We start from the raw sequence: 13144 nt of genomic DNA, 5'->3' as shown, positions 1-13144 counted from the left end.
GATGGACTGGAAATATGTCTCCGGTCCTTGCACCATGACCGCCTCCCGATAGACCGCAGGAATTCACTGTATGCCCGACGACATCCACTTCTACGAACCCACCAATGGCCATGGCCTGCCGCATGACCCGTTCAACGCCATCGTCGGCCCACGTCCTATCGGCTGGATTTCCTCCCAGGACGCCAACGGTCGCTTGAACTTGGCGCCCTACAGCTTCTTCAACGCCTTCAACTACATTCCGCCGATCATTGGGTTTTCCAGTGTCGGGCGCAAAGACAGCCTGAACAACATCGAGCAGACCGGCGAATTCGCCTGGAACCTGGCGACCCGACCACTGGCCGAGCAGATGAACCAGAGCTGCGCCATGGTCGGACCTGAGGTCAATGAATTCGAACTGTCCGGGCTGACCACCGCCGCGTCGAAAATCATTCAGGTACCACGGGTTGCCGAAAGTCCGGTGTCCTTCGAGTGCAAGGTCACGCAGATCATTCAGTTGCAGCGCGCAAACAAGGAAGTGGTGCCGAGCTGGCTGATTCTCGGCGAAGTGGTCGCCGTGCATATCGCCAAATGGCTGTTGAAGGATGGGGTGTACGACACCGCCGCGGCAGAACCGATTCTGCGCGGCGGCGGGCCGGCGGATTACTTTCAGCTGGGGCCAGAGGCACTGTTCAAAATGTTCCGCCCGGGGGCGGTCAAGTAATTACCAGAGCAGATCGGCGTCTTCTTTAACGTCTTTGAGGCGGGTCAGCTCTTTGGCCGCGGCCTCGTCGGCTTCATGAGCGGTCTTGAAGGTCTGGCCTTCCAGCACTTTGTGAAAAACCGGGGCACCGGAACCGCCGAGGGCTTTGACGGCAATCGCGGCGTGGTAACCGCCCTCGCCCGGTACTACTGCTGAAACGGCTTCGAAGTGTTCAAAGGCTTTGCGTGCCATGTCGCGGATCCTGGCTAATGGAGAATTGCGCCATTAAACCCTCAACCGGCGAGTTTGTGTACCGCTGCCTTGGACTGACCAAGGGCCTGAGCCGCCGAGACATCCTTGAAGGTATGGAAATCCAGGCTGTTGACCACCAGCTCCTGCACCAGCTCGGCAAAAATCTGCATCGCCGGGCTGCCGAAGTAAGCGGTCATGGCCTGTTGGTTGTCCCAGAAACCGGACACCAGCCACAGCTCCGGATCGCATTGCGAGTGCTGCAGGGCAAAGCTCAGGCAACCGGGCGCGTTGCGCGATGGCTCGATCAGGGCGCTCAGGCGCGCACCGAGTTCTGCCGAACGCCCGGCACGGGCGCGAACGAAGGCCATATGACTGACGGGGATTTGCGTAGACATGTTCAACCCTCCCAGGTCATCCAGTGGCAGCCGGGGACGGGCTGCGACAGGATCCAAGATTAGGCGGCACTCCCTGGTCGTCGTTAGTCGATTCCTGCCGGCTTGTTGCACAATCCTGCGCGGCCGTCATCGCCACCTGCAACAAGCTGTAAACCACGGTCATGGCACTGTCATATGAGATTCGAGCAAGTGTGCTGAACTCAAGTAGGAGCTGCCGTAGGCTGCGATCTTTTGATTTTGAAAGACCAAGTCAAAAGATCGCAGCCTGCGGCAGCTCCTACGCAAGCAAAGACGCGCCAGGCAAACGTTGGAGCGCAGAGCCACCCCATGCAGAATCAGGCAAGCATTTCGCAGAATGTGTCTACCGCCTCGGCTTGCACAAACTTATGCTCTGCACCATTCCACCTCCTCTGAGGAAGCCGTGCATGCCTTCACTCGATCACCTTCAGGCCCCGCTGGATGCCGACATGGAAAAACAGCGTGCGGAACTGGCCGCCCTCATCCGCCGTAACACGATGGAGGATGGCACTTATGCCACCGCCGTAGGTTCGCTGTTCATGTCGCGCCACAGCCAGAACCACGACTTCGCCCCGGTGCTGGCGCAGCCGGCCCTGTGCATCATGGCCCAGGGGCGCAAGGAAGTACGGCTGGCGGACGAATACTTCAATTACGACCCGCTGAATTACCTGGTGGTGTCGGTCTCGATGCCGTTGAGCGGGCGGGTGGTGAATGTCTCGCCCGAGGAGCCGATCCTCGCCGTACGGCTGGACATCGACCCCGCGGAAATCAGTGCGCTGATTGCCGACGCCGGCCCCATCGGCGTGCCCACGCGGCCCACTGGCCGCGGCCTGTATGTCGAGCAGATCGACACGGCAATGCTCGATGCCGTGCTGCGTCTGGCGCGTTTGCTGGACACACCGAAAGACATCGCGATGCTGGCGCCGCTGATTCGTCGGGAGATTCTGTATCGGCTGTTACGCAGCCAGCAGGGTCATCGGCTGTATGAGATTGCCATTGCCAACAGCCAGAGCCATCGCATCAGCCAGGCGATCAAATGGCTCAACGGAAACTTTGAACAACCGCTGCGCATCGATGATCTGGCGCGGGAAGTGAACCTGAGCGTGTCGACATTGCATCACCGGTTCAAGGCGATGACGGCGATGAGTCCGCTGCAGTATCAGAAGCAGTTGCGTCTGCAAGAGGCGCGGCGGTTGATGCTGGCCGAAGGGCTGGAAGCTTCGGCGGCGGGTTATCGGGTGGGGTATGAAAGTCCTTCGCAATTCAGCCGGGAGTACAGCCGATTGTTCGGGGCGCCGCCGCTCCGGGATTTGGCGCGGTTGCGGTTGTCGGTTTGATCCGACTTTTTCTGTGCTGCTACTGACGCCTTCGCGAGCAAGCCCGCTCCCACATTGGATCTGCGGTGTTCACTTATTTTGTGTCCACCACAAATCCCCTGTGGGAGCGGGCTTGCTCGCGAAGGGGTCGGCAAAGGCAACCCTCCTCTAAAGTCAGGCGCTTAGTACGCGGCAAGCCTCAGACGGCAATGTCACCGACACCGGATTGCCAATGCTCAACCCAACCCCCTGACACGGCGTGCTCAACGCGGTAAACGACACTCCGGAACACTCGACGGTGGTTTCAATCGTCGCCCCGATATCCCGCACAAACGTCACGTTCCCGAGCAGACGATTCCCCGCCGTGGCCTGGGGTTGCGACAGTTGAAGGTCTTCCGGGCGAATCAGCATTTTCACCTTCTCCCCCACCACAATGCTGCTGCAGATTGGCACTTGCAGCGCATCGCCACCGGGCAAGCTGACCTTGCCGTTGCCCAACACCGTGGCCGGAAAAATGTTCCCCGAACCGATAAAGTCCGCGACAAATTCATTGGCCGGATGCCGATAGATTTCAATCGGCGTACCCACCTGCTGCACCCGATGCTCACCCAACACCACCACGATGTCGGCCATGGTCATGGCTTCGCGCTGGTCGTGGGTGACCATGATGGTGGTGATGTTCAAACGCTGTTGCAGCTGACGGATTTCCACCTGCATCGATTCACGCAACTTGGCGTCCAGCGCCGACAGCGGTTCGTCGAGCAGCAGGATTTTCGGCCGCGAGGCAATCGCCCGGGCAATCGCCACGCGCTGACGTTGCCCGCCAGAGAGTTTCGCCACCGGGCGATCAATCATTTCCTGCAGCTGAATCAGCTCCAGCAACTCCACTACCCGCGCCTGTTGATCAGCCTTGCTGACCCCGCGCAGTTTCAGCGGATAGGCGATGTTCTCCCCCACCGTCATGTGCGGAAACAGCGCCAGCGATTGAAACACCATGCCGAAATTACGCTGGTGCGCCGGCGTATGGCCGATGTCTTCACCGTCCAGACGAATCTCGCCACCAGTCAGGGTTTCGAGCCCGGCAATCATCCGCAGCAAGGTGGTTTTGCCGCAGCCCGAAGGGCCGAGAAAACACACCAGTTTGCCCTCGGGCAAATGCAGGTTCACATCCTTTACCGCGCAAGCCGAGCCGTAATGTTTCTCGACGTTTTCCAGAATCAGACCAGTCATGTTGCACCTCAAATCAAAAGGAAACGCCACCTTCACCGACTAGCTTCTCCAACGCCCAAATGAGGACGAAGTCGATCAGCACAATCAGCACGGCAAACGAGAAAACGGTTGGGTCGAGCGAAGACACGGTGCGGCTGTACATCCAGATCGGCACGGTCATGACGTCGATGGTGTAGAGGAAATAGGTCACGGTGAATTCGTTGAACGAGACGATGAACGCCAGCAGCATGCCCGCCAGAATCCCTGACTTCATCAGCGGCACCACCACATCGACAATCGCCCGAGTCGGTGAAGCGCCGAGCATTTGCGCGGCCTCCTCGACTTCGCTGCCGATGGAGAGCATCGCCGCCGTGCAGTTTTTCACCACGAACGGCAGCGCCAGAATCACGTGGGCAATTACCAGCCGCGAGGTGGTGATCTGGAACGGCAGGCTGTCGAACACCAGCAGCAAGGCCAGGCCCAACACCACCATAGGGAACACCAGCGGCAGCGACATCAATTGCAGCGCCACGGCCTTGCCGCGGAACTCGCAACGGGTCAGGGCGTAGGCTGCCGGCACCGCGATAATCGTGGCGAAAACCATGGTCAGGCAGGCCACCATCAAACTGGTGGTCATGGCTTTGCCGAGGCTCAGCACGTCGCTGGAGTCTGGTGACACGAAGGTGTTCCAGGCAGCCTTGTACCATTGCAGGCTATAACTGCTGGGCGGGAAGTCGAGGTTCGACGCACCACTGAACGACATGACGATCATGGTCAGAATCGGCAACACCGCCAGCAGCAAAATGAAACCCGACAGGATGCCGGCGAACTTGCCGGTATCGCCCGGCAGCAGCGAGTGGCGCTTCTTGATCACAGAGCTCATTGCGAAGCCTCCAGCATGCGCCGACGACGGCCAGTGATGTATTCGGACAAGGTCATGATCGCCAGGGTGGTAACGATCAGCACCACACCGGCAGCAGACGCGGCGGGCCAGTTCATCAGCGGAGCGATCTGGTCATGCACCATCACCGCCAGCATCGGCACGCGTCGACCACCGAGCAGCAGCGGCACCACAAAACTGCTGGCGTTGTAGGCGAACACCAATGTCGCGCCGGTGATGATCCCCGGCAAACTCATCGGCAACACCACCTGGCGAAACACCTGCAAGCGACTGGCGCCGAGGGTGGCAGCGGCTTCTTCGTAAGTGCGGGCAACGCCGCGCATGGCGCTGGCAATCGGCAGCACGGCCAACGGGAACGCGGTTTGCACCAGGCCCATCAACACGCCGTTCTGGTTGTACAGCAGCATGATCGGGCGCTTGATCAGGCCCAGGCCCATCAGCGCCTGATTGAGCATGCCGCCGGGGCCGAGAATCACCAGCCAGCCGTAGCTTTGCAGCAGCAGGTTGACCAGCAAGGGCAGCAGCACCGCCGCGAGGAAGATCCGCCGCACAAACGGTGAGGTCAGTCGTGACATGGTGTAAGCCACCGGGATCGCCAGCAGCACCGCGATCACCGCGCTGATCAGCGCCAGGCGCAACGTCAGCAGCAACGATTTGAGGTAATAGGGTTCCAGCAATTGGGCGTAACTGGCCAGGCTGAACCCGGTCCACTCCGCGCCTTTGGTACCGACGCTCATGCGCAGCACCAGCAGGCTGGCGGCAATCAGCACGCCGAGAAACAGCATCGACGGCGAGAGGAAAAGCCAGGCACGCGCCGTCGGTGAGACACCCCGATTGATGCGCACGGGTGCGGCGCTTACCGGATGGGTCAGAGGTTGGTGTTCCATAGCAAAGGGTCTCGTCAATGGAAAGCAGCTGACAAACACAAGACTTGAAACCACATTGGCCCCTGTGGGAGCGGGCTTGCCCGCGATAGCAATCTGTCAGTCACATCGTTGTCGACAGGGAGGCCGTCATCGCGGGCAAGCCCGCTCCCACAGGGATCTTCAGTGGTTTGAAGATCCTGTATTCGCCACTCGATCAGGAAGAAAAGATTTCCGTGTAACGACGAATCCATTGGTCATGCACGGTGGCCAGGAAGGCGTTGTCATGCATGATCGCCTTCTCGGCAATCTGCTCCGGCGTGAGGATGTACGGGCTCTTGCGTGCTTCGGCGGAGATGATTGCCTTGGCGTTGACCGGGCCGTTGTAGATGTCTTCGGCCATCTTGCCCTGTACCAGCGGGTCCAGAGAGTGGTTGATGAAGGCGTAGGCCAGGTCGGTATCGCCCGGACGATTCTTCGGCATCACCGACAGCATCAGGTCGGTGTAGAAGCCTTCCTTCATGCCGAAGGTGGCGCCCAGACCGTAGGCCGGATCGCGAATCTGTTTCGGGAAAAACGCCGGCGCGTACAAGCCACCCATGTCCAGCGAACCGGTGCGGAACAGCTCGGCGATCTGGTTCGGGTTTTCGCCCAAGGTCACGACGCGATCCTTCAGCTCGGCGAGTTTCTTGAAGCCTGGCTCGATGTTGTGTTCGTCACCACCAGCCAGTTTGGCGGCGATGATGATCAGGTCCATGGCCTCGGTCCAGTTCGGCGGCGGCAGGAAGATGTTCGGTGACAGCTCCGCGTCCCACAGGGCGGCGTAGCTGTCTGGCGCTTCTTTGATGGTGCGGGTGCTATAGACCAGGCTGTTGCACCACAGCAGGTAACCGATGCCGTGACCGTTGGCGCCAGTGCGGTATTGCTCCGGCACGTCGATCAGGTTGGGGATGCGGTTGAGATCGGGTTTTTCCAGCAGGTTGGCGGCGGCCAGACCTTCAGCGCCGACGCCGGCCAGAGTGATGATGTCGTACTGCGGACGATCGCCGCCGGCCTTGAGTTTGGCGACCATTTCCGAGGTGCTGCCGGTGCGGTCAGCGATGACCTTGCAGCCGTACTTGGCTTCGAAGGTTGCCGCGATATTGCGCAATGCTGCAAGGCCGGTGTCATCGGACCAAGTCAACAGGCGCAGGGTCTTGCCCTGGAAACGTGTGTCGCTGGCATTGGCCTTGATGAACGGCATGCTCATGGCCGCCGCAGCCACGGACGCGACGCCCACGGTTTTGATGAATTGACGTCTGTTCAGATCGTGCTCGCCCATGAAGGACTCCCTTTGTTTTTTTAAGTATGAGGTTGGTCGCAACCGTTGCATCCGCGCGGCCAGATCAGCTTCAAGCCCCCGGTTTCAATGGGCCTTGGCGATGCCAGCGGGTTCATCCTGAGGTCGTGCAAAACACCTGACTATCGATAAAAACTCATTGAAGCCATGACGCTGGCGCATGCCTCATCGCGAGGCATGCGCTCACCTTTTTCGTGCCTTCAGACGGCCCGAATCACGTGTTTGATTTCCTGGAAAGCCTGCAAGCCCCACGGCCCCAATTCGCGACCGATGCTGCTCTGTTTGTAGCCACCCCAAGCGGTTTGCGGGAAGATCACTTGCGGCGCATTGATCCACACAAGCCCCGCCTGCAAAGCGTTGGCAACCCGATTGGCCGCTTCGGCGTCGCGCGTGACCACGCTGGCCACCAAGCCAAACTGGCTGTCGTTGGCCAAGGCAATTGCCTCGGCTTCAGAGGTGAAACTACGCACGCAGATCACCGGGCCGAAAATCTCTTCGCACCACAACGCACTGTCGAGGGGCGCGTCGATGAAAATAGTCGGCTGCAAAAAATAGCCGCGTGGCAGATCCGCCGGACGATTGCCGCCGCAGATCAACTTCGCGCCAGCGCTCAAACCGCGATCGATGTGACCCAGCACACGTTGGTATTGCGCCTGATTGACCAGTGCGCCCATTTCCACGTTGGGGTTGAACGGGTCGGCCACACGAATGGCTTCGGCGCGGGCCTTCAATCGTGCTACAAATTTATCCGCCAGCTCATCGGCGACCAGCACGCGGCTGGTGGCGGAACACATCTGCCCGGCGTTGAAGAAACCACCGCCACAGGCCACTTCCACGGCCAGCTCGATGTCGGCATCGGCGAGTACCAGCAGCGAAGATTTGCCGCCCAGTTCGAGGCTCACACCTTTCACGGTTTCTGCCGCCCGCTGCATCACCTGCACGCCCACCGCGTTGCTGCCGGTGAAGGAAATCTTGGCGATGCGCGGATCAGCCGACAGCGGCGCGCCAACAGCCAAGCCGGTGCCGCAGACCAGATTGAACACACCGTTTGGCAGGCCCGCCTCGGCAATGATCGTTGCCAGTTCCAATTCCGGCAGCGGTGTCACTTCAGACGGTTTAAGCACCACGCAGCAACCGGCGGCCAGGGCCGGGGCGAGTTTCCAGGCGGTGGTGACCATCGGGAAATTCCACGGCACGATCAGCCCCACCACTCCGCATGGCTCGCGGCGCAAACGGGCGCTGAAATCGTCGCTCGGCAATGCCACGACGCTGTCCTGTTTCGCGTCCAGGCCTTCGGCCAGCTCGGCGTAATACTCGAACGTGGCGATTACATCGTCGACATCAATGGCCGCTTCAAACAGCGGTTTGCCGTTGTTGCTCGACTGCAATTTCATCAACTGCTCACGACCGGCGTGTACGCCAGCGGCGATTCTGCGCAGGATCACCCCGCGTTCGGCGCCGGTGGTTTTCGACCACGCTTTGAAAGCATGAGTCGCCGCCGTAACAGCCTGATCGACAGCGCGTTCATCGCCGCCGTTAACGGTTGTCAGCAGTGCTTCCGTCGCAGGGTTGATCACGCGCAGATGTTCGTTGCCGGCCGACCATTGACCGTCGATGTACAGACCATCAAGCGTGGTCGGAAACGTCGCAGAAGAACTCATTTCGACACCGCCTTCATCCATTGGGCCTGATCGATTTCAATCAGGGTCGGGCCCTGGCGATCGGTGGCGAGACGCAATGCACTGCGCAGTTCTTCGACACCGTTGACCGCCTCGGCCGCGCAACCCAGCGCCTTGGCGACACCAATGAAGTCCGGGGTGTAGATGTCCACGCCAACCGGCTCGATGTCGCGGTTGACCATGTATTTCTTGATCTCTTCGTAGCCCTGGTTATTCCACAGCAGGACGATTACCGGGGTGCGTGCTTCCACCGCACTGGCCAGTTCCGGCAGGGTGAATTGCAGACCGCCGTCGCCGATCAGGCACACCACCGGAGGGCGTGCGCCGCCTTCGAAGCTGCCACCAAGCCAGGCACCAATCGCTGCCGGCAAGGCGTAACCGAGAGTGCCGTAACCGGTGGACGAGTTGAACCAGCGGCGCGGGCGTTCCGGGTTGAACGTGAGGTTGCCGGTGTACACCGGTTGGGTCGAATCGCCGACGAACACCGCGTTCGGCAATTCGTGCAAAACGGTTTCCAGGAAGCGAGTCTGGGTCAGCGTCGGGGCGTCCCAGGTTACGGCCAGTTCATCGCGTAAACGCGCGGCACGCACCTGGCCCCAATCGTTGCGGCGCTCGGCCAGCGACTGGTGGGAGAGCGCACTCAGCAAGGCCTGGGCGGCGTTGCGCGAGTCGGCCACCAACGCGACTTTCGGCGGATAATTACGTACGGTCTGGTCGGGGTCGATGTCCACGCGCAGCAACACGCCGGGAATGTCGAAGCCGCCGGCGAAGGTGACGTCGTAATCGGTTTCGGCCAATTCGGTGCCGATGGCCAGCACCACATCGGCCTCGGCGACCAGCGCGCGAGTGGCTACCAGGCTTTGGGTCGAGCCAATCAGCAGCGGGTGACTGGATTCGAGCATGCCTTTGGCATTGATGGTCAGGGCTACTGGCGCGTCCAGTAGTTCCGCCAGTTCGGTCAGCTCGGCCGACGCATTGATGGCGCCGCCACCGGCGAGAATCAATGGGCGCTTGGCACCGGCAAGCAAGTCGCTCATGCGGCTGATCGCGCTTGGCGAAGCACCGGCGCGATCAATGTTCACCGGCACGCTGGCGAGCAAGCCATCGGCCTCTTCGACCAATATGTCCAACGGGATTTCGATGTGCACCGGACGTGGACGGCCAGCCTGGAACAGCGCGAAGGCGCGGGCCAACACGCCCGGCAATTCAGCCGCCGACATCAAGGTGTGGGAGAACGCCGCCACGCCGCCGACCAGTGCGCTCTGGTTCGGCAACTCATGCAACTTGCCGCGCCCGCCGCCCAATTGACTGCGCGATTGCACGCTGGAAATCACCAGCATCGGGATCGAGTCGGCGTAAGCCTGGCCCATGGCGGTGGTGATGTTGGTCATGCCAGGGCCGGTGATGATGAAGCACACGCCCGGCTTGCCGCTGGTGCGCGCATAACCGTCGGCCATGAAACCGGCGCCCTGTTCGTGACGCGGAGTGACGTGGTTGATGCTCGAACGGGCCAGCCCGCGATACAGCTCCACGGTGTGCACCCCGGGAATGCCGAACACCTGCTCGACCCCGTAATCTTCGAGTAACTTGACCAATACTTCGCCGCACGTCGCCATGTCTTTGCCCTTTTTGTTCGTTTGAGACGCCGGCCTGCGCAGTGTTTATGATGGGTTGGCAGGTCCAGGGATGGCCTCATTGGAACGGGCGACACGTAGCCGCAACAATGGATAAAAAGTCATACTAGCCATGTCCTCACGTCATACCTTGGGTCCCCATGAAACGATTGCCTCCCCTGCCGGCACTGCACACTTTTCTGATCACCGCGCAGTGCTGCAACTTCACCCGGGCCGCCGAACAGCTGCACATCACCCAAGGCGCGGTGAGCCGGCAGATCGCCGGGCTGGAAGATCATCTGGGTTATGAGCTGTTCATTCGCCAGGCGCGGGGCTTGAGCCTGACCGCCGAAGGACGGGAATGGCTGCCACGGGTGCAGCAGATTTTTGGCCTGATCGACGAGGCCGTGGAGCAGATCGGCGAGAAGCGCGAAACCCTGCAACTCAAGGCGCCGACCTGCGTGATGCGCTGGCTGTTGCCGCGCCTGTTGCAGTGGCAAAGGGAACGACCGGATGTACCGGTGGAATTGACCACCACGGTGAAACACGGCGTGGATTTCCATCGTGAGCAGTTCGATGCGGCGGTGATGTATGGCGCGCCGCCGGACAGTTCACTGGCCTGCCAGCATCTGTTCGATGAGCAACTGACGCCCGTGTGTTCCAGACCGATGCTTGAAGGGCCGATGGCTTTGCAAACACCGGCCGACCTGCAACAGCACTTGTTGCTGCACCCCACCCGCGATGAACGGGACTGGAACGCCTGGCTGAAGGCTGCGGATATTCGGCTGAGCAATGTCGGCAAAGGTCAGCATTTCGAAACCCTGGACCTGGCGATGTCGATGGCGTCCCAAGGGACAGGTGTAGCCATTGGCGATTGGTCGTTGATCGGCGATGACCTGAGTGCCGGACGGCTGGTCATGCCTTTTGATTTGAAGGTGAAAACCGGGTTGGCGTATTACCTGGTGTTCCCCGAGAAACCTGCGCCTTCACCGAAGTTGCGCGAATTGATGGGGTGGTTAGTGGAACAGGCGCAAAGCCGCTAAGAGATGCTCATAGATCGTTCCCACGCTCTGCGTGGGAATGCCTCAACGGACGCTCCGCGTTCGGCTTTGGAAGGGACGCGGAGCGTCCCGGGCTGCCTTCCCACGCAGAGCGTGGGAACGATCAGATCAGTGAACTCAATACCCGACAGTAAACCGCTGACGGGAATGCTTCGGCGTTTCCACTTCATCGATCAGCGCAATCGCGAAGTCAGCAAAGGTAATCCAACTGCGGCCTTCGGCACTCACCAGCAAGTCATCCTTGCCGACCCGAAACGTGCTCGTGCGCTCACCTTCGACGAATTCCGCCGACGGCGACAGGAAGGTCCAGTCCAGGTCCTTCTCCTGACGCAAGGCATTCAGGAACGCGGCACCAGCGCTGGCCTCGGCTTTGTATTCCTCCGGAAAGCCTTCGCTGTCGATCACCCGTGAGCCATCCGGCAGCAACAGCGAACCGGCACCGCCGACCACCAGCAGACGCTTGACCCCGGCCTTCTTCACCGGTTCGATGACCGCGCTGGCAGGGATGGTGGAGAAGTGCGCAGCGCTGATCACCGCATCATGCCCGGCCACGGCGGCTTGCAATGCAGCAGCGTCGAGCACGTCCACGTTTTTGCTCACGACCCCGGCACGCGGGGCGATTTTCGAGGTGTCGCGGGCGATGGCAGTGACGCTGTGACCGCGACGCAGGGCTTCTTCCAACAGTTGGCTACCGGCACGACCGGTGGCACCGATGATTGCGATATTGCTCATGAAATTTCTCCAGTTGGCTTGGGTGTACGCGAAGTTGATCGTTCCCACGCTCCGCGTGGGAATGCAGCCAGGGACGCTCCGCGTCCCATCAAGAACCGAACGCGGAGCGTCCGTTGAAGCATTCCCACGCAGAGCGTGGGAACGATCAGTTGAGTGCGGCGAATTACCACTTCATCTCGCCCTTGGCGACTTTGGCGCTCAGCTCGAGCGAGCTTTCTTCGCCCAGGCTCGGGTAGCGTTTTTTCATCGCGGCGATCAGCTCGGCAGCGTCTTTCGCCTTGGCGGTTTCTTCGTCGAACGCCTTGATGTAATCGGCGGTGAACTGCACCGCCGCCAGAGAGCGAGCGCTCTCACCGAGGTAGTGACCCGGCACGATGGTGTTCGGCTTCAGCGCTTCGATCGCCTGCAACGTCGTCAGCCAATCGGCATGGGATTGCGGGGTCTGGGTGTCGGCCATCCACACGTGAATGTTTTCGGCGACAACCACGCCACCGACCACTGCCTTGATCGACGGGATCCACACAAAGCTGCGATCCGGCTGCTTGCCGTCCAGGCCGATCACCTGCAATTTCTGCCCTTCCAGCATCAGGCTGTCGCCCTTGAGTACGTGCGGCACGATGGTTTTGTTCGGCACGTCAGCACCCATTTTCGGGCCCCAGAACGCCAATTTGCCGTTGACGGTTTTTTTGATGTGATCGACCGTCGGTTGCGAGGCCAACACCTTGGCTTTCGGGAACGCTTGGGTAAGGGTGTCGAGGCCGAAATAGTAATCCGGGTCACCGTGGCTGATGTAGATGGTGGTCAGTTGCTTGCCGCTGGAGCGGATTTTTTCCACCACTTGTTCGGCCTGGGCTTTGCCAAATTGCGCGTCCACCAGAATCGCTTCTTTCTCGCCGCTGACCAGCACCGAGGTCACCGGGAAGATCGCATTGGCGCCAGGGTTGTAGACGTCCAGCGTCAGGGTAGACGCCGCAGCGGCATGGGCCGCGAAGCCGAGCGTGGCGGTTGCCAGAAGAATACGTTTGATTGAGGTGAAGCCGATCATCTGTTGCTCCGTTGTCCGAATGCCATGCTTGGCGATGGGACA

General features: G+C 60.5%; 13 protein-coding genes. 3 read left to right on the top strand and 10 right to left on the bottom strand.

Going from position 1 to position 13144, the window contains the following annotated elements; all coding sequences use genetic code 11:
* Positions 1 to 70: 70 nt before the first annotated feature.
* Complete coding sequence (locus tag AB4O41_RS23370; protein WP_460144858.1) at positions 71 to 700, top strand: flavin reductase family protein; 630 nt, start codon at positions 71 to 73, stop codon at positions 698 to 700.
* Here AB4O41_RS23370 and AB4O41_RS23365 read toward each other — a convergent pair whose 3' ends face one another.
* Both AB4O41_RS23365 and AB4O41_RS23360 read right to left on the bottom strand, forming a co-directional pair.
* Positions 701 to 931, bottom strand: a complete 231-nt coding sequence (locus AB4O41_RS23365) for a hypothetical protein (RefSeq protein WP_007938844.1) — start codon at positions 929 to 931, stop codon at positions 701 to 703.
* A gap of 41 nt (positions 932 to 972) precedes the next feature.
* Positions 973 to 1326 (bottom strand): putative quinol monooxygenase, encoded by a 354-nt coding sequence (locus AB4O41_RS23360; protein ID WP_447793880.1) that lies wholly within the window; start codon positions 1324 to 1326, stop codon positions 973 to 975.
* A 425-nt stretch (positions 1327 to 1751) separates the two neighbouring features.
* On the opposite strand from AB4O41_RS23360, the gene AB4O41_RS23355 reads away from it, so the two are divergent.
* Positions 1752 to 2681, top strand: coding sequence for an AraC family transcriptional regulator (locus AB4O41_RS23355; protein WP_460144857.1), 930 nt, complete (start codon positions 1752 to 1754; stop codon positions 2679 to 2681).
* A gap of 153 nt (positions 2682 to 2834) precedes the next feature.
* Here AB4O41_RS23355 and AB4O41_RS23350 read toward each other — a convergent pair whose 3' ends face one another.
* The 6 genes from AB4O41_RS23350 to AB4O41_RS23325 form a co-directional block, all read right to left on the bottom strand.
* Entirely contained in the window at positions 2835 to 3890 is a 1056-nt protein-coding gene (locus AB4O41_RS23350) for an ABC transporter ATP-binding protein (protein ID WP_460144856.1), read from the bottom strand.
* 13 nt (positions 3891 to 3903) lie between these two features.
* The gene (locus tag AB4O41_RS23345) at positions 3904 to 4752 is read right to left on the bottom strand and encodes an ABC transporter permease (protein WP_460144855.1); all 849 of its coding nucleotides are present in this window, start codon (positions 4750 to 4752) and stop codon (positions 3904 to 3906) included.
* Positions 4749 to 5657, bottom strand: coding sequence for an ABC transporter permease (locus AB4O41_RS23340; RefSeq protein WP_030128156.1), 909 nt, complete (start codon positions 5655 to 5657; stop codon positions 4749 to 4751). Before AB4O41_RS23340 ends, AB4O41_RS23345 begins: the two co-directional genes overlap by 4 nt.
* A 193-nt stretch (positions 5658 to 5850) precedes the next feature.
* Positions 5851 to 6954 carry an ABC transporter substrate-binding protein gene (locus tag AB4O41_RS23335; RefSeq protein ID WP_008010017.1) on the bottom strand — a complete coding sequence of 368 codons (1104 nt, stop codon included), beginning with the start codon at positions 6952 to 6954 and terminating at the stop codon, positions 5851 to 5853.
* A gap of 218 nt (positions 6955 to 7172) precedes the next feature.
* Positions 7173 to 8633 carry an aldehyde dehydrogenase family protein gene (locus AB4O41_RS23330; protein WP_460144854.1) on the bottom strand — a complete coding sequence of 487 codons (1461 nt, stop codon included), beginning with the start codon at positions 8631 to 8633 and terminating at the stop codon, positions 7173 to 7175.
* The gene (locus tag AB4O41_RS23325; protein WP_460144853.1) at positions 8630 to 10267 is read right to left on the bottom strand and encodes a 5-guanidino-2-oxopentanoate decarboxylase; all 1638 of its coding nucleotides are present in this window, start codon (positions 10265 to 10267) and stop codon (positions 8630 to 8632) included. The genes AB4O41_RS23330 and AB4O41_RS23325 overlap by 4 nt, the downstream gene beginning before the upstream one ends.
* A gap of 158 nt (positions 10268 to 10425) precedes the next feature.
* Here AB4O41_RS23325 and AB4O41_RS23320 point away from each other — a divergent pair, with 158 nt between their 5' ends.
* Positions 10426 to 11307: a LysR substrate-binding domain-containing protein gene (locus tag AB4O41_RS23320; protein WP_460144852.1), complete on the top strand. Its 882-nt coding sequence runs from the start codon at positions 10426 to 10428 to the stop codon at positions 11305 to 11307.
* A gap of 135 nt (positions 11308 to 11442) precedes the next feature.
* Here the strand turns inward: AB4O41_RS23320 and AB4O41_RS23315 are convergent, their stop codons facing one another.
* Positions 11443 to 12057, bottom strand: a complete 615-nt coding sequence (locus AB4O41_RS23315) for an NAD(P)-dependent oxidoreductase (RefSeq protein ID WP_460144851.1) — start codon at positions 12055 to 12057, stop codon at positions 11443 to 11445.
* 163 nt (positions 12058 to 12220) lie between these two features.
* Positions 12221 to 13102 carry an MBL fold metallo-hydrolase gene (locus AB4O41_RS23310; RefSeq protein WP_460144850.1) on the bottom strand — a complete coding sequence of 294 codons (882 nt, stop codon included), beginning with the start codon at positions 13100 to 13102 and terminating at the stop codon, positions 12221 to 12223.
* Positions 13103 to 13144 lie beyond the last annotated feature (42 nt).

The sequence above is a fragment of the Pseudomonas sp. S2_A02 genome, from assembly GCF_054668495.1.
Note: the sequence above shows the minus strand (reverse complement) of the source record. Positions and strands in the feature narration are given on the sequence as shown.